Annotated in this window: 20 protein-coding genes, 1 tRNA gene and 1 pseudogene; 9 read left to right on the top strand and 13 right to left on the bottom strand. The window is 54.4% G+C overall.

Features of this window, described 5'->3' with window-relative positions; genetic code table 11:
* Positions 1-2 precede the first annotated feature (2 nt).
* The gene (locus ACTIEN_RS05225; protein ID WP_439522054.1) at positions 3-539 is read left to right on the top strand and encodes a YjbF family lipoprotein; all 537 of its coding nucleotides are present in this window, start codon (positions 3-5) and stop codon (positions 537-539) included.
* Between the two features lie 47 nt (positions 540-586).
* Positions 587-1,960 (top strand): polysaccharide biosynthesis/export family protein, encoded by a 1,374-nt coding sequence (locus ACTIEN_RS05220; protein ID WP_439522053.1) that lies wholly within the window; start codon positions 587-589, stop codon positions 1,958-1,960.
* Between the two features lie 45 nt (positions 1,961-2,005).
* On the opposite strand, the gene ACTIEN_RS05215 is transcribed toward ACTIEN_RS05220, so the two are convergent.
* Positions 2,006-4,201, bottom strand: coding sequence for a Wzz/FepE/Etk N-terminal domain-containing protein (locus ACTIEN_RS05215; RefSeq protein ID WP_439522052.1), 2,196 nt, complete (start codon positions 4,199-4,201; stop codon positions 2,006-2,008).
* Between the two features lie 74 nt (positions 4,202-4,275).
* Positions 4,276-4,902, bottom strand: a complete 627-nt coding sequence (locus ACTIEN_RS05210) for a sugar transferase (protein ID WP_439522154.1) — start codon at positions 4,900-4,902, stop codon at positions 4,276-4,278.
* A gap of 720 nt (positions 4,903-5,622) precedes the next feature.
* On the opposite strand from ACTIEN_RS05210, the gene ACTIEN_RS05205 reads away from it, so the two are divergent.
* A complete protein-coding gene (locus tag ACTIEN_RS05205; protein ID WP_439522051.1) occupies positions 5,623-6,024 on the top strand; it encodes a hypothetical protein in 402 nt (133 codons plus the stop codon).
* Between the two features lie 57 nt (positions 6,025-6,081).
* Here the strand turns inward: ACTIEN_RS05205 and ACTIEN_RS05200 are convergent, their stop codons facing one another.
* The 4 genes and pseudogenes from ACTIEN_RS05200 to ACTIEN_RS05185 form a co-directional block, all read right to left on the bottom strand.
* A complete protein-coding gene (locus tag ACTIEN_RS05200; protein ID WP_439522050.1) occupies positions 6,082-6,564 on the bottom strand; it encodes a hypothetical protein in 483 nt (160 codons plus the stop codon).
* A gap of 346 nt (positions 6,565-6,910) precedes the next feature.
* Positions 6,911-7,174 (bottom strand): hypothetical protein, encoded by a 264-nt coding sequence (locus ACTIEN_RS05195; RefSeq protein ID WP_439522160.1) that lies wholly within the window; start codon positions 7,172-7,174, stop codon positions 6,911-6,913.
* A 42-nt stretch (positions 7,175-7,216) separates the two neighbouring features.
* Positions 7,217-7,405, bottom strand: a pseudogene (locus tag ACTIEN_RS05190) (DUF6538 domain-containing protein); the annotation flags it as partial.
* 63 nt (positions 7,406-7,468) lie between these two features.
* Positions 7,469-7,554: transfer RNA gene (locus tag ACTIEN_RS05185), tRNA-Leu, on the bottom strand.
* A 152-nt stretch (positions 7,555-7,706) separates the two neighbouring features.
* Between ACTIEN_RS05185 and ACTIEN_RS05180 the strand changes: the two genes are divergently transcribed.
* The gene (locus tag ACTIEN_RS05180) at positions 7,707-8,687 is read left to right on the top strand and encodes a complex I NDUFA9 subunit family protein (RefSeq protein WP_439522049.1); all 981 of its coding nucleotides are present in this window, start codon (positions 7,707-7,709) and stop codon (positions 8,685-8,687) included.
* Positions 8,688-8,692: 5 nt separating this feature from the next.
* Here the strand turns inward: ACTIEN_RS05180 and ACTIEN_RS05175 are convergent, their stop codons facing one another.
* The 4 genes from ACTIEN_RS05175 to ACTIEN_RS05160 form a co-directional block, all read right to left on the bottom strand.
* The gene (locus ACTIEN_RS05175) at positions 8,693-8,965 is read right to left on the bottom strand and encodes a DUF6455 family protein (protein ID WP_439522048.1); all 273 of its coding nucleotides are present in this window, start codon (positions 8,963-8,965) and stop codon (positions 8,693-8,695) included.
* On the bottom strand, positions 8,962-9,258 hold the full coding sequence (locus ACTIEN_RS05170; RefSeq protein WP_439522047.1) for a DUF6455 family protein: 297 nt from the start codon (positions 9,256-9,258) through the stop codon (positions 8,962-8,964). The genes ACTIEN_RS05175 and ACTIEN_RS05170 overlap by 4 nt, the downstream gene beginning before the upstream one ends.
* Positions 9,255-9,509, bottom strand: a complete 255-nt coding sequence (locus ACTIEN_RS05165) for a DUF6455 family protein (RefSeq protein ID WP_439522046.1) — start codon at positions 9,507-9,509, stop codon at positions 9,255-9,257. Before ACTIEN_RS05165 ends, ACTIEN_RS05170 begins: the two co-directional genes overlap by 4 nt.
* A 78-nt stretch (positions 9,510-9,587) precedes the next feature.
* Positions 9,588-10,304, bottom strand: coding sequence for a M48 family metallopeptidase (locus tag ACTIEN_RS05160; RefSeq protein ID WP_439522045.1), 717 nt, complete (start codon positions 10,302-10,304; stop codon positions 9,588-9,590).
* A gap of 131 nt (positions 10,305-10,435) precedes the next feature.
* Here ACTIEN_RS05160 and ACTIEN_RS05155 point away from each other — a divergent pair, with 131 nt between their 5' ends.
* On the top strand, positions 10,436-10,675 hold the full coding sequence (locus ACTIEN_RS05155) for a hypothetical protein (RefSeq protein ID WP_439522153.1): 240 nt from the start codon (positions 10,436-10,438) through the stop codon (positions 10,673-10,675).
* Here ACTIEN_RS05155 and ACTIEN_RS05150 read toward each other — a convergent pair.
* Positions 10,672-10,926 (bottom strand): DUF167 domain-containing protein, encoded by a 255-nt coding sequence (locus tag ACTIEN_RS05150; RefSeq protein WP_439522044.1) that lies wholly within the window; start codon positions 10,924-10,926, stop codon positions 10,672-10,674. The genes ACTIEN_RS05155 and ACTIEN_RS05150 overlap by 4 nt on opposite strands.
* A gap of 81 nt (positions 10,927-11,007) precedes the next feature.
* On the opposite strand from ACTIEN_RS05150, the gene ACTIEN_RS05145 reads away from it, so the two are divergent.
* Positions 11,008-11,586, top strand: a complete 579-nt coding sequence (locus ACTIEN_RS05145) for a nitroreductase family protein (RefSeq protein ID WP_439522043.1) — start codon at positions 11,008-11,010, stop codon at positions 11,584-11,586.
* Complete coding sequence (locus ACTIEN_RS05140; protein ID WP_439522042.1) at positions 11,583-12,308, top strand: EI24 domain-containing protein; 726 nt, start codon at positions 11,583-11,585, stop codon at positions 12,306-12,308. Before ACTIEN_RS05145 ends, ACTIEN_RS05140 begins: the two co-directional genes overlap by 4 nt.
* Here ACTIEN_RS05140 and ACTIEN_RS05135 read toward each other — a convergent pair.
* Positions 12,238-12,534 carry a DUF1467 family protein gene (locus tag ACTIEN_RS05135; RefSeq protein ID WP_439522041.1) on the bottom strand — a complete coding sequence of 99 codons (297 nt, stop codon included), beginning with the start codon at positions 12,532-12,534 and terminating at the stop codon, positions 12,238-12,240. The two genes, ACTIEN_RS05140 and ACTIEN_RS05135, sit on opposite strands and share 71 nt — an antisense overlap.
* 35 nt (positions 12,535-12,569) lie before the next feature.
* Complete coding sequence (mce, locus tag ACTIEN_RS05130) at positions 12,570-12,974, bottom strand: methylmalonyl-CoA epimerase (RefSeq protein WP_439522040.1); 405 nt, start codon at positions 12,972-12,974, stop codon at positions 12,570-12,572.
* A 125-nt stretch (positions 12,975-13,099) separates the two neighbouring features.
* On the opposite strand from mce, the gene ACTIEN_RS05125 reads away from it, so the two are divergent.
* Complete coding sequence (locus tag ACTIEN_RS05125; RefSeq protein WP_439522039.1) at positions 13,100-13,816, top strand: response regulator; 717 nt, start codon at positions 13,100-13,102, stop codon at positions 13,814-13,816.
* An 87-nt stretch (positions 13,817-13,903) separates the two neighbouring features.
* Entirely contained in the window at positions 13,904-14,380 is a 477-nt protein-coding gene (locus tag ACTIEN_RS05120) for a hemerythrin domain-containing protein (RefSeq protein ID WP_439522038.1), read from the top strand.
* Positions 14,381-14,418 lie beyond the last annotated feature (38 nt).

Below are 14,418 nucleotides of genomic sequence, written 5' to 3'. Positions count from 1 at the left end.
AATTGACGTCACTGGTGGGGTTTGGCGGTCCGCAGATCCTTGTTGAGCCAGCAGAGACAGAGGCGATGTTGGTCACCGTTCCGGCGTTGCGTGCACAGAACTATGCCGTGCAGGCATCTCGTATTGGAAATGTTGTGACTTGGCGAACGCCAGACAATGCCTCCTTTTCGTTTGATCAGGGCATTGTCGTATCGACAAGAGGGCTGGGGGACGACCTAATGGGTGCAGACGCGGAGCACTCTATTTTCGCGGCACAAGGTGGCGCGGCAAGCTGGGCCCCCCGCATCAATGGCTATATGAACGGCGAATATCAAAGCTATTTCATTACCTTCCAATGCCGTCGGACAGATTTGCAAACAGACCGCATTACCATTGGGGATCGCGCTTTGTCTGCGACACGCATCACCGAAACCTGCGTGAACGACGAACGGGAAATTGAGAACGTATACTGGCGAAATGGCAACGGAGTGATGCTTAAATCACGCCAATGGGTGTCGCCGAATGTTGGTTACATGGAAACGGAGCGGGTGATCCGCTAGGTTTTGCTCATCGCAGGTCTATGCCGAATCGTAATTGAGGGACGAGTATGAAAAGCCGCAAATATATGGGCATCGCCCTGTTAAGCACAGCTTTGGTAACAGCAGGCTGCGGCATCACGTATCATAGTCCCTCCGTCAAAGAGGCGTCTGCTGGTGTTGCGGTTCGTGAAATTCCGCTAACAGCGCAAAGCGTTTTGGCCGCGAACCAATCAGCCTATTCACCAAAACGCCTGCCAGCCGCGTTTTATCAAACGGCTGGTGGAGGTTCCTTGCGATTTGGTGGTCCTCTTCCGGAAGAACCATTTGTTCCAGAAGAGACGCGCGGCGCGCTTCAACTGCGTCCGCCGCCCCAAATCTTGCCTCAGACCTACCGCATTGGTGTGGGCGACGTGGTGCTTCTGGCGACCAAGTCCGTCGGCTCCACTGTAGAGGAACTGAGTGGTCTGCTTGCAGCGCAAAACCGTCGTCAGGGATACACCGTTCGCGATGATGGGCGTATTGCCATTCCCGAAATCGGCCAGATCGACATTGCCGGTTTGACGGTCGAAGAGGCCGAAGCCCGCATCTTCGAGGTGCTCGTCCGCAATCAGATCGACCCCGCATTCAGCCTTGAAGTGTCTGACTTCAATTCACAGCGTGTTGCAATTGGGGGTGCTGTCGGAAATTCGACATTGATCCCGATCACTTTGAAGCCCCTCACTCTCGGAGAGGCACTGACATCGGCAGGTGGTATTCAACTTGCGAACGATGAATTCGGGTCCATTCGGATTTATCGAAGCGGAACGCTCTATCAGATTCCGGTAAAGGATTACTTTGAAGATCCCGCCCTACAGCGTCGCGTTTTGCTGGACGGAGACGCGGTCTATGTGGATACCACTTATGATCTCCAGCAAGCACTGGCTTTCTATCAGCAACGGTTGGACGTGATTGCACAACGCACCCAAGCGCGCGCTCAAGCCCTGGCAGAACTCGAAACGGAAGTCTCTTTGCGGCGGGCCGCACTAGGTGAACAGCGGACAAACTTTGAAGCGCTCGATCAATATGGCGCTGTTGAGCGGGATTACGTGTACCTGACCGGCGAAGTGGCGCAACAGAGCCGATTTGCATTGCCTTTTGGTCAAACCGCAACTCTGGCAGATGCGCTTTACGACAGCGGCGGCTACAACAATGCCACGGGGAGTTCGCGACATATCTATGTTCTGCGTGCCTCCAACAATCCGGCTGAGTTCGGTGCCGTGACTGCTTGGCATCTGGACGCGACCAACGCGGTTAACCTCACGCTTGCGGCGCGTATGGAAATGCGTCCTGACGACATCATCTTCATTGAGGAACAGCCGGTAACCAAATGGGGCAGGTCACTGCAACAGACCTTTGGGTTGGTTGGTGCAGCAGTTAATACTGCTCGCGCTGCTGGAAACTAACTCACGACCCATACTAAAGAACCGGGCTATCCATGGTCCGGTTTTTTATGTGTCGTAATAGTGTTTACCATACTTGGCATAGGCTCCATACGCGCTGTATCGACCGCCGTATCCATATCGCGCCATTCCCTTAGGGTCGATCTGCGAGAGAACAAAGCCCGTGATTTTGAGTTTGGCTGTCGCCAATTGGCGAATACCCTCGTCAATCTGGCCCTTTGCCGTTCTGTCCCAAGCCACTGAATACAAAATCGCATCTACTGATTGACCGATGACCCGCGCATCCGGGACAACAAGGACGGGCGGTGTGTCGATGAGCACGATGTCATAGGAATTCCGAGCATTGCGGATAAACTCGTGGAACCGATCCGAACTGAACAGGTCAGCTGCGTTAACAGCGCTCTTTTCGCCCATAAGCACATCGACGTCTAATTCAGGATCGTGAAAAACAATCTCATTCAACGGGCGCTCCCGCGCCAAAGCGGTCACAATCCCCCCATCTGGCACATTTTTAAAGTAACGAGTAAATGTGCGCCGGCGGATATCACATTCGATCAGAAGCACACTTTTCCCAAGCCCCGCAAAGTTCGTTGCCAAGGAAATCGCCTGGGTTGTCTTGCCTTCACCCGGAATCGAAGACGTCGACATGATCACCTTTGGCGGAGAATCAATGTTGGACAGCAAGACAGACGTTCTAAGGTTCCGTATCGCTTCGGATGCAGCCGAGGTCGGTTTACTCTTGAGATATGGAACCAAGCTTTCGCGCTTTGAAATCGGAATGCGTGGAATCTGACCCATCACACTAATACCGGTATGACGTTCAAGGTCCTCTGCTGTCCGGAATCCGTTGTGCAAGAACTGTTGCAACAGGACGATTGCGACACCAATCATGCCACCCAGAATAAGAGACAAGGCAAGGATTCTCGATTTTCTGGGTTCCACATATTGCCCATTGATCGAAGGAGACAGAACTCGGGCATCCGCTTCCTGAAGTCCGCGCTGAACGGTTGTCTCTTTCAAACGTGCAAGAAAAGTCTCGTAGAGGACGCGGGTTGCTTGAACCTCACGTTCAGCCTGTTGGACCTCAACCAAATCCTGGGTTTTTAAGGCAATCTCTTCCTGCAGGTTTTCATATGAGGTTTCGAGAGATACCGCCTGAGCAACAGCGCGTTGCGTGTCATTGGCTTCTCTTTGGATAAGAAGCGAAAACCTGTCGTCAAAGAGATCCCGAGTTTGCTGTCCGCCACTCGCGAGATCATTGTAGAGGCGTCGCAGAACCGGATCGGAAAAGGTGGCCTGCATCGCGTCCACGTCGCCGGAAGCTTGCAATTGTTGGAGCGCTCCCAACCGCGCTTCTGCGCCCTGCGCCAACGCTCGCAAATCCACGAGTCGATCCGACATGTCATTTGCCTGTTGATTCAGGGCAGCCAACGACTCGGGAGTGACGAGACTTGATCCCGCTCTCAGTTCCTTGATTTCATCTTCGCGTGTCTTGAGCTCAACTTCCAAGTCAGTGACCCTCTCGGAGAGCCATGTAACTGCATTCTCGGTTGCCTCGAATTTCACTGCGATCTGGTCGGCGATATAGATCTCGGCCAGCGTGTTAGCCATGCGAACAGATTTTTGAGGGTCTGTGCTCTTGGCTGACACCGAAAAGACGAATGTATTGCGTTGCAAAGTCGCGGTGATCACTTCCATCACATTGTCGACGGTCTTGTCGAACACCTGACGCTCTGAAAGTGCCTCATCAGCAGGCAAAGATATACCGAGCCATCGGTCAAGGAGTTCTCTTGTGACCTTTTCACCCGCGGCTAGATCGACATCAAACCACTGGCTCAACGCCAGTTCAAGGAAGTTCACGGAGCCGTCGTCAATCGTCGGATTAAATTCAGGATCTTCAGTCAGTGACAATCGAGTGACCAACTGTTCGCCTAGCTTTCGCGACTTTATGACTTCAATTTCAGTGTTCAATGAAGCGTCATCCGACGATACGCCCGACATGACACTCTCGATGTCAACGATCTGCGAGCCGCGAATCTGTAGCGCAAGCGTCGTGGTTGCGGAGTACTTTGGAACCGCCACGCCATAGGCATAATAGCCACCCACAAGCACAGCGATCATCGCACAAAGAATAATGATCCACTTGCCACGCCATAGCGTGCCAAACAGTTGCAAGAGATCAATTTCATCGTCTTCGATCTTAGACGACTGCTGTCCGCGCTCGGAGCGCGCATAATCCTGCATCAACTGATTACTTCCTGCCGCTGTTTACTCAGAGTGTTTTTCACAAAACAGCTATTCAAGCAAGCAATGCCGACTCAAAGCCCTTTACGACCGAAGATCGTGCAGAATGTACGCCAGACGATCCAGGCCTCAAGAAGAAAACCGGCGTTCTTTATGTAGTAAAGGTCTGCAAGGACTTTGCGACGCGTTTCAATCGGGCCTTGTGCGTAGCCAACCTCGGTCTGAGCAAGGCCACTGATACCCGGCCGGACGTCGTGACGCGCACGGTATCCAGGAACGCTTGTCAGAAATTCTTGAGCGTGTGGAAAGTAATCCGGACGTGGACCAATCAGACTCATTTCGCCTCGGAGCACGTTGAAGATTTGTGGCAACTCATCCAAGCGTGACCTGCGCAAGAAACGGCCAAGTTTGGTAATCCGGTCCTGTTCCACCGGATCACCTGCCTGACGCTCGATCAACTGCGCTGGCAGCATGGACCGGAACTTGTAAGCCGTGAAGGGCTTGCAGCGTCGCCCCATGCGCTCTTGCTCGAAAACAAGGGGGCCAGGATTGAAGCGACGGTTCAAAACGAGCAGCAAGCTTGCCACAATCAGGCAGACAGGGAGCAAACTCATGCTGACAAAAATGTCGAAAAAGGCTTTGAAGAACTGAAAAGTCGGCGACCCCCGGGTCTTGCCACCTTCTACTTCGTCTCTGACCACATCAAACAAGATGACTCCCCCACAGAGTTCCAGCACGAGCGTTCGACTTTATAATAGGTTAACTTTCTATTATAGATTGTGGGTTCCAGCAACCTCTCGCCAGCGACAACCCACAATTTTTGCGGCGAAAATGCGCCGAAAGATCATATCGTGGGCGCTAAGGCAGAGTTTACACGGCCCAATACCAAAGAATTTCGCAAGATGCAGCAATGAAAGCCGAATCAGATCAAAGCATTTGAATTCAGAGGCCCCAGGTCCGCTGGACTGCCGAATGTCCAAGATACACAGGCCATATGTGTATTCGTCATTTCCAGTTGAATAAGGTTTTATCGTGACTTTTTCTCATCTGAGACCGATCTGCTTTTGACGACAACAGACGTTAAAATATATTTGTAGTCCGCTGAATTCCCTTCCGGTGGCTTCAGGTCGGTGCAGGAATAGAATGATGAAGACTGCTCCTTTTATTGAACTCTCCAGTCGCAATCGGACCATCGCTTGCACCAAACGTAGAGAACCAAAGGGATTTTTCGTTGTAGATTGGTGGCTATACCAAACCAACACGCGCACAATGCAGGCAGGTCGCCAACCATGTGGTCGCTCAATCGGCGAATAGTTGCGACATCCTGGAGACCTATGGCACAGCGGCTGTCAAAATGCGCAAATTTCGTTCCAACCGCACAAAAAGTGCTGCAGCAGCGGTGAATGTGTAAGAGTCTCCGCTTGGTCTTTCGCAACACCTGCTGTTTGTGTTATGAAGCAACAAATGGTCTGTTCGTTTTCAATTGGAGTGCCAAAATGAAGAGTATTTTCCTCACCACTGCTGTGACGATTGCAATGTCTGCATCGGCTTCTTTCGCGCAGAACGATTCTGCAACTGCAATGGAAATCGCCCGCGCTCAGGATGCCTGCGGAGAGAACGGAACAATTGTTTCCGCGCGCTTCCTGGAAGATGGCAGAGTCGGAGTTCGCTGCGCGCGTCCCGCAGGAATTCTTGGGGGCGGGGGCGGTGCCGCAGGCGGGGCTGTCGCGACAAACTTCGTGCCGATTGCCGGAGGGTTGTTTGCGGTTGTCTTGGGTGCAGCTGCCATCGGCAACTCCTCAAGCACTTCAGATACGCAGTAAACTCAAACTTCTGGATGTGGAATGATGCGTGCCAGCCTGTCGGGCTGGCACGTTTTGTTAGCATGACGGCACGCCGTGCCGAATAAGCTCTGTACCAAGAAGCGTATGATAACCGTTCTTGGTATGTCTGGCGTTGGACATGAACCACTGCTTAATCGCTGGTGGGTAGTGCGATGCCAAGACTTCTGACCAGTATTCGAAATGTACGGGTTGCAATGGCTGACCGTAATAGCTTGGCCCGTGAAAACCAAAACGGGTATTGGGATTGACACAAACGTTCCCTGCTCCGAGATACATCGTACAGGATGACAAGCAGATTTGGCCACGAATTTCCACGCGGCGGTTTGCAGCCTTAAGACGTCGGACCTCGGTTGCCCGTGTCCCGATGATTCCCCCGCGATCATTGCCAACGACGAAGACATTGGGCGCAACGACTTGTGCGTTGCCCAGGGATGTACTGGTCAAGAAAATCGCCGCCAGGACCGACGCAAAATGCAAGGGTTTGCGCAACCGCAGTTGCGCAGCAAAAGAAGGTTTCATGGGTTTCACCCTATGTTCTGAAGTTGATCACCAAGGCGCACCCATCAGAGTTCGCCCACCACAGATCCAGAAAAGCAGGGACTGATTAAGGGCTGGTTGAGATTCAGATTTGTCTAAAGTCCAAGAATATCAAATCGCTAAAGCATGGCTTGCGGGTCAAGCTCATCTTTTGCGATACGTCATTGAGACATCTCGATTCATAGGACATGTCGTGACAGACCTCAGAACAGATGGCTGGTTCGTGGCTCAGCTTCGGCCCAACGGATTGAAGCGAGCGGAAGAGAACCTGGCAAGGCAGGGGTTTCGGAGTTCTTGTCCAATACCTTGAATCCAGTCGCTTGTGCGGTCAGGCAGTGGCGACAAAGAAACCGCTGTTTTCCGTTTTCTTTTTGTCCAATTCAATCCATTGGCAACCACCTGAATGGGCCAGATGCCGCTGTGTTGGTCTCTCAGTTCTCCCTCCTCCGTAACCTTGCCGATCAGCTTCGGATTTGCTTGTTCCTTTGAGCGTCAGGTAGGTCAGCACACCCTCTGAGAACTTAGGAATGTTCGAGTTGACAGGATCGGCAATCAGAACCGACGAAGACTGAGCCAGTCCCTGCTTGAGCATATGCTTTCCGGGTAGGTCGGCATCCTTCGATCTTAGGTGGAACCAGAACTCATCTAGTTTGCAGGCTGCCTGAGTGGCTCTTGCAGTGGCCACGGACCGCGATCTTGTCCTGAGAGAGTATGAGATTCGTCCAGACGAATAATGTCGTCTTAAGTCACCCGGAACTCTTCTGATGAAGTAGAAAATTCCGTCCTTCTGGAAGGTGAAGGGGGCTGTTTTGTTCTCCGACATGTACTACACCTTGGCTTGCTTCAAGAAAAAGCCAATGCAAATCAATAGTTTGTACGGAGTTTGTGGTGCCCAGGAGAGGACTCGAACCTCCACGGCCTTGCGGCCACTGGCACCTGAAGCCAGCGCGTCTACCATTCCGCCACCTGGGCAGGTGTCGTGAGGCTGGCGTGTAATCCTGTCCCGAAAGGGTGTCAACGCACTTTTTGACAGGGGACTGCGGTTGCTTTGCGGCAATCGAACACCTTGCTCGCAAAGGGCGACAGGGATAGAGGTCAACGAAGCGATTAGCGGGAGCTTTCACATGTCCAAACTCGTCACAATCTACGGCGGCTCGGGTTTTGTCGGGCGCTATATTGCGCGTCGGATGGCAAAAGATGGATGGCGCGTGCGTGTTGCGGTGCGTCGCCCCAATGAGGCGATCTTTGTGAAACCCTATGGTGTTGTCGGACAGGTCGAACCAATCCTGTGCAACATCCGCGACGATGCGAGCGTGCGTGCCGCGATGCAGGGCGCTGATGCTGTGGTCAATTGTGTTGGTATCCTCGCGGAGGCTGGCAAGAATACCTTCGAATCCATTCAGGCCGAGGGCGCGGGTCGTGTCGCACGTCTTGCTGCCGAAGCAGGCATCAGCACCATGGTGCATATATCGGCCATTGGCGCAGATGCAGCGGGCGAAAGCGAATACCAGCGCACCAAGGCACAAGGCGAAACGTCCGTTCTTGAACACATGCCAAACGCGGTCATTCTGCGTCCCTCGATTGTGTTCGGTCCGGAAGACGGGTACTTCAACCGCTTTGCCAGCATGGCACGCCTTGGACCGATACTACCAATAGTCGGTGCAGATACGAAATTCCAACCAGTCTATGTGAACGACGTCGCCAAAGCGGCGCATCTGGCGGTGATCGGCAAGGCGTCACCCGGGATTTACGAACTTGGTGGTCCGGATGTGAACAGTTTCCGCGAACTCATGCAGCACATGCTAGGTGTGATTCGCCGTCGCCGTGTGATCCTCAATATTCCGTTTTTTGCCGCGTCTATCATGGGCAGTCTGTTCGATTTTGCGAACACGATCAGCCTTGGATTGATTCCGAGCATGATCACCCGCGATCAGGTAAAGAATCTTCGCAACGACAATGTTGTGTCGGATGGGGTGAAGACGTTTGCCGATCTGGGAATGACACCTGTCGCGCTTGAGGCGGTGCTGCCGGATTATCTGTGGCGTTTCCGTCCGTCAGGTCAGTATGCCGGAATCAAGGAAAGCGCAAAGAACCTGCGCACCTAAGAAATTCAGACAACCGGCTCATGTGCCAGCGTAGCGAGCGCGTCTGAATTCGCGCAGCCCGGAGGGGCGTTGCGCGCCAATGTTCGCTGCTCTCCAAGCCAGCGCTGACACTGTTCTACCAGAGCGCATTCCCGGCACGCCGTCACAAGTGACGCGTAATCCTGCGCAGCCAACTGGCCGCTGGCCATCGCTTCGGACAAGCTTATCCCCATAACCCTGGCAACGCTACGCGTCAGCCAGAAATGCAGTTCGGCATTCCCCAAGGCTTGTTTCCTCATTGTTTTTGCCTTTCCGCAAGACGTTGGAAGATGTCGCCATTCACACAAGCGCCGGGAGGCGATGCGGCGCTTTCCGTATCCTGTTGATCAAGCCAGCGCTGACAGCCATCAACCCACTGGCAGGTCCGGCAGTGCTGGACCATGTCTACCCAGGTTGCTTCCTGAAGGTCTCCGTCTGACATCGCCTGTGCCGTATCCACTCCACAGGTTTTTGCCATTCGCTGAACAAGCCAGTAATGAACACCGGTCTTGCCCAGTGGACGCCAGGAAACCGGATTTTGCAGGCAGGTCATTTTGATCTCAGGGCGTCAAACAGGTCGCCGTTGCGGCAATACTCCGGTAAATTCAGCTGCGGTCCGGCGCTGTCCAAAAGGCACTTGCAAGCTGTGGATTGTGTACAGCCCATGCAGCGATCTACGGCATGCTCGAATTGGTCTTCGCTGACTTCGGCACGCAGGATCATCTCCTGAAGGTCCACACCTTGCCGGTCTGCCATGCCAAGCACCATCTGCGTGTGTTCGGCGCGTTTTGAATCGTAAGGCATCACAATGCTCCTCATTGTCATACCCCAAGTCTAGGATGCGCCAACCATGCGAGCTTTGATGCAGGTCAATCCGCCAGATCAGAGCCCGGCAGCTGTGCGTCGCACAATGTCCATGCGCGAGGCATTTGGCGGATGAGAGCCCAGGAATCGGTTTCCGGGGTCAGGGATCTTGTTGAAGAACTGTGCGCCTCGCACCGGATTGAAGCCTGAACGTGCTGTGATTATTGTGCCAAGCCGATCAGCTTCAAGTTCAAAATCCTTGGAATAGGTGCGCGCTCCAAGCGATGCTCCGATCTGTTCCGCCGACTGGACCGCCGCTGCGTCTGCACCGCCCAGTGCCGCCAGACCCGACAGGATCACTGCGCCGACCGCTGCGTTCTGCTGCGTGCGCCCGAGATGGCCAAGAACATGGTGCGCCGCTTCGTGACCCATCACAAAAGCCAGTTCGTCAGCATTTTCCACAGATGCGATCAATGCAAGATTGAAGGCAAGGATCGGCCGCCCCGAACGATCAACCGTTTGGAAAGCATTCGGGGGCTGACCCATCCGATCATCAACAACGATCTGGAAGTCGCAGTTGGCCCCTGGTGCCCGGCGGCGACATTCCTGTTCGGCCACAGGCTCGACCGTTTCAACCACTGATACGAACTGACGCGCGGCAATCCCGGCACGACTGCGCGCCTCTTGCTCGGAGAGTTGCGATGTCGTGGATTGCGGGCGTGGTGCAGGCGTTGTTGTGGTTGTGACATCACAAGCCGCCAAGACGGCAAGAGCCAAAACAAGAAGCCAGCGCATAAAGGTTTTCCTCGTATTCGAAATATAAGAAATAGGGTGAACGGAACAGACCTGCCAGTCCCGAATTCGTGAAAGAGATTTTCCGCAGATGCGTCTTGGCTTTTTCCGAATCTCCGCGCTACCCTTCGCCCATGTTTAGCATAGAACACGAATTCGACTCGACCGTCGTTACGCTGGTGGACGAAGGCAAAGGTCCGTTGCAAGAAGACGTGATCGTTAACGGCTTTGAGGAATGCATCACCGTTGAACAATACGATCCGCGCACGGACAAGGTGAACAGAATCACATTTTCGATGTCCCAGATGCGCGACCTGGCCGCCGCGATCTCTCTTCCCGAAGGCGTTTATTCTCGCGAAGAAAAGGCAGATTAATCCAGCCGGAACACTTTGTCCCGACTCTTGTGGCCCTGAACCAGCGTCAGACGAGTCTTGGCGATGCCGAGCGCCTTGGATAACAGATTGATCACTGCCGCATTTGCGGCGCCGTCTGCGGGCGGGGCAGTGACGCTGACCTTGATAGTCTCCCCCTCCATCTCCACCTTATTTGCGCGCGCGTTCGGCGACACACGCACGGTGAGGGTCGTTCCTTGAACGGCAAGGTCTGCAAGGCTGTTCTTCGACATGCTTTCGCCCTATCACGCCAGAAACCGTGCCCAAAGCCCAGACCGACAGGCGCGACCCCGAAAGACCACGAAGGAGGCGACATGCCCGACGCGAACACGGCCGTTCTGGATTTCCTGCACACAAGACGATCACGCCCGGCCAAACTCTTGCAGGCTCCGGCCCCTGATCGTGAGGCGCTCTTACCGATTCTCACCGCCGCTGCACGCACACCGGATCATGGAAAACTGGAACCTTGGCGGTTTATCGTGCTGGAAAAGGCCGCACTTGCCCGCCTCGCGGATGCCGCCGAACACTGCAGCAGGGTCGCTGAAAGGTCTGACGAAGACATTTCCAAGTCCCGCACGCAATTTGATGACAGCCCACTTTGTGTTGCGGTGATCGAAGTGAAAAAGCCGTCGGACAAGATCCCCGCCGTGGAACAGACCTATTCTGCGGGTGCGGTCTGCCTTGCCTTGCTGAACGCCGCACTTGCCTCGGGTTGGGGCGCGAACTGGCTTAGCGGCTGGCCTTCGCACGACGTTGATTTCTGTCGATCGGCGCTTGGCCTTGCCGACAATGAACGCGTCGCCGGTTTCATCCATATCGGAACTGCAAGCACTGTTCCTCCAGAGCGCCCTCGCCCAGACATCAATGCGATCACCACATGGGTCGACACATGATCCTGCGCAGTTTTCTTCTAACCCTTGGGCAGCTTGGCGATCCTCGTTTCCGCAAGGTATTGTTTCTTGGGATCGGTCTGGGCTTTGCCCTGCTGGTGGCGTTCTTTGCCGCGCTGATGTGGCTCTTGAACGCCGCACTTGGTCCCGAGGCGACATTGCCCTTCATCGGAGAGGTGACATGGCTGGACGATCTTCTGAGCTGGACAGCGTTCATCTCAATGTTCGTACTGTCGGTGTTTCTCATGATCCCGGTCGCATCGGCGATCACGTCTCTCTTCCTTGATGATGTGGCAGACGCGGTCGAGGATCGCCACTATCCGCAATTGCCCAAGGCCGATCGGGTTCCATGGGGGGACGCACTTCGCGATACGGTCAATTTTCTTGGCGTCCTGATCGCCGCAAACATTTTTGCGCTGATCCTCTACGTTCTGTTCACACCTTTTGCGTTATTCATCTTTTGGGGGTTGAACGGCTTCTTGCTAGGTCGCGAATACTTCACTCTTGCCGCCATGCGCCGCGAAGGCCGTGCTGGCGCAAAGGCCTTGCGCAGGCGGCATATGGGAAAAATCTGGATCGCGGGCATCTTAATGGCAATGCCTTTGTCTTTGCCGTTGGTGAACCTGGTCATCCCAATTCTGGGCGCAGCGACCTTTACCCACCTGTACCACCAAATTCAGAAGCGGGACGCATCCGACCAAAGAAATCCAAGTCCCGAACGGTGATCCATCCTGACAGGATGATCCCGGCAATCACGATCCACAATGCAATGGTGATGAAGGTAGTGATCCACGCCTTCTTCTTGAGGTTATGAACCTCGGGTGACCCGGCATGAGTACCCGGAACGATCTGACCGACATCGCCCTGCGTCTGCAACCGGATCGGAATGACGATCAGGAACACCAGGAACCAGATCACGGCAAATAGAACAATGGCAGAGGTGATGGACATGGTCGCGCTCCTTTAATCAGCAAACTGGGGCTGCGTCAGACTTGTTCCAGTTCCACAAGACATCCGTTGAAATCCTTGGGATGCAAGAACAGAACGGGTTTGCCGTGCGCGCCGATCTTGGGCGTGCCGTCGCCCAGAACCCGTGCGCCGGTTTCCTTCAGGTGGTCGCGCGCCGCAATGATATCTTCGACCTCATAGCAGACGTGGTGAATGCCCCCCGACGGATTTTTTTCAAGAAAACCGTTGATCGGGCTATTTTCGCCCAGCGGATACAACAGTTCGATCTTGGTGTTCGGCAATTCGATGAACACCACGGTCACACCATGATCAGGCTCGTCCTGCGGTGCCCCTACTGTGGCACCCAGCGCAGTTCGATACTGGTTCGCTGCCGCCTCAAGGTCAGGCACGGCGATTGCCACATGGTTCAAACGTCCGATCATCAGGTTTCTCCATCACAATTTGCGCTGCTTATCCTCCGACACACAAAAGCAGACAAGAGGGGTGGCCGCATTAACCACCTGTTAGCCACGCCCGCGCCAAAATGAAGCGACTCATGGAGGGCGATATGATTGACGACCAGGCTTTGGACCACATGCGCAGACCAACGATAACGCGACCGCTGCTGGGGCTTACAATCCTGGCAGTCGAAGACAGCCTATATGCCTGCGACGCACTCAGGCTTATGTGCCTGCATAGCGGCGCACGCTTGCGGCGCGCCGATTGTCTGAAATCCGCTCGGCGACATCTTCAGGTGTATCGTCCCTCGGCAGTGATCATCGACATGGGCTTGCCCGATGGCAATGGCGCTGACCTGATCTTTGAGTTGTCCAACACGCTGCCACGCGTTCCGGTTGTTCTGGGGACAAGCGGGGATAGCTTTGCCGAAGACGTGGCATTTGCAGCCGGCGCAGACGGGTTTCTTGCCAAACCGATTGCCACTCTCTGTGTGTTTCAGAACGCGATCCTGCAACATCTCCCGAAAGACCGGCAACCAAATGGCCTGCGCGCGATCAAGAGCGAACCCATCCAACCTGATCCCGTCGCGTTTCGCGAAGACATGGCGCATATGGCCGAAATCCTTGGCGGACCGGTGAACGCCACCATGATCAACTATGTGACGCTTTTCCTGCAAGGTGTTGCGCGGACCGCGGACGATGGTGTTCTGGAATCCGCCGCGTCCGAACTGGCCGATGCACATTCCAAAGGCGCGCCGATTGTCGATCCTGTGTCCCGGCTTGCGGATTTGGTTCAAGACCGAATGCAGGATGCCGTCGCCATGTGACGCTGCACCCGTCAATCCACCCGTCAAGGGAACCCGCTGACTGATGTGACGTTGATCCGTCAACCATACGTCAACGCGGAGACCGTCATGCCCAATATCTACGACGCCATCAAGGACGACCACAAAGACCACCGTGCACTTTTGGATACAATTGCCAACACTTCGGGCGACAGTGCCAGACGGCGCGAGGCGTGGGAGGAGTTCTACTACGATGTGAAAAGTCATGCCGCCGCAGAGGAAGAGACCTTTTATTCCGCTTTGATCTCGGAAACCTGGGGACAGGACGCCGCGCGCCACTCGGTTCACGAACATCAGGAAATGGACGATCTGATGGAAGAATTGAACGACATGGACATGTCATCGCCGGCATGGCTGACAAAGTTCAAGACGCTCAAGCATGATTATGAACACCACATCGAAGAAGAAGAGGACGAGGTTTTCGCCCGTGCCCGCGAAGTGGTGGATGCCAGCAAAGAGACCGAGATCGGCAGCAAATTTCTTGAGCGCAAAACCAAAGAGCGCAAGCTGGTCGACAAAAAGGTTCAGGATTCGCTTGAAGACTGATCGCGTTGACCGGTGATATTAGTCTGAACGGTGGAAAC

The sequence above is a fragment of the Marivita sp. genome (assembly GCF_051859345.1).
Lineage (GTDB): Bacteria > Pseudomonadota > Alphaproteobacteria > Rhodobacterales > Rhodobacteraceae > Marivita.
Note: the sequence above shows the minus strand (reverse complement) of the source record. Positions and strands in the feature narration are given on the sequence as shown.

Coding starts and splice junctions, on each gene's coding strand:
- ACTIEN_RS05220 (WP_439522053.1), top strand. CDS start 587: ATGAAAAGCCGCAAATATATGGGCATCGCCCTGTTAAGCACAGCTTTG.
- ACTIEN_RS05215 (WP_439522052.1), bottom strand. CDS start 4,201: ATGCAGGATTATGCGCGCTCCGAGCGCGGACAGCAGTCGTCTAAGATC.
- ACTIEN_RS05200 (WP_439522050.1), bottom strand. CDS start 6,564: ATGAAACCTTCTTTTGCTGCGCAACTGCGGTTGCGCAAACCCTTGCAT.
- ACTIEN_RS05195 (WP_439522160.1), bottom strand. CDS start 7,174: ATGCTCAAGCAGGGACTGGCTCAGTCTTCGTCGGTTCTGATTGCCGAT.
- ACTIEN_RS05180 (WP_439522049.1), top strand. CDS start 7,707: ATGTCCAAACTCGTCACAATCTACGGCGGCTCGGGTTTTGTCGGGCGC.
- ACTIEN_RS05175 (WP_439522048.1), bottom strand. CDS start 8,965: ATGAGGAAACAAGCCTTGGGGAATGCCGAACTGCATTTCTGGCTGACG.
- ACTIEN_RS05170 (WP_439522047.1), bottom strand. CDS start 9,258: ATGACCTGCCTGCAAAATCCGGTTTCCTGGCGTCCACTGGGCAAGACC.
- ACTIEN_RS05165 (WP_439522046.1), bottom strand. CDS start 9,509: ATGCCTTACGATTCAAAACGCGCCGAACACACGCAGATGGTGCTTGGC.
- ACTIEN_RS05160 (WP_439522045.1), bottom strand. CDS start 10,304: ATGCGCTGGCTTCTTGTTTTGGCTCTTGCCGTCTTGGCGGCTTGTGAT.
- ACTIEN_RS05155 (WP_439522153.1), top strand. CDS start 10,436: ATGTTTAGCATAGAACACGAATTCGACTCGACCGTCGTTACGCTGGTG.
- ACTIEN_RS05150 (WP_439522044.1), bottom strand. CDS start 10,926: ATGTCGAAGAACAGCCTTGCAGACCTTGCCGTTCAAGGAACGACCCTC.
- ACTIEN_RS05145 (WP_439522043.1), top strand. CDS start 11,008: ATGCCCGACGCGAACACGGCCGTTCTGGATTTCCTGCACACAAGACGA.
- ACTIEN_RS05140 (WP_439522042.1), top strand. CDS start 11,583: ATGATCCTGCGCAGTTTTCTTCTAACCCTTGGGCAGCTTGGCGATCCT.
- ACTIEN_RS05135 (WP_439522041.1), bottom strand. CDS start 12,534: ATGTCCATCACCTCTGCCATTGTTCTATTTGCCGTGATCTGGTTCCTG.
- mce (WP_439522040.1), bottom strand. CDS start 12,974: ATGATCGGACGTTTGAACCATGTGGCAATCGCCGTGCCTGACCTTGAG.
- ACTIEN_RS05125 (WP_439522039.1), top strand. CDS start 13,100: ATGATTGACGACCAGGCTTTGGACCACATGCGCAGACCAACGATAACG.
- ACTIEN_RS05120 (WP_439522038.1), top strand. CDS start 13,904: ATGCCCAATATCTACGACGCCATCAAGGACGACCACAAAGACCACCGT.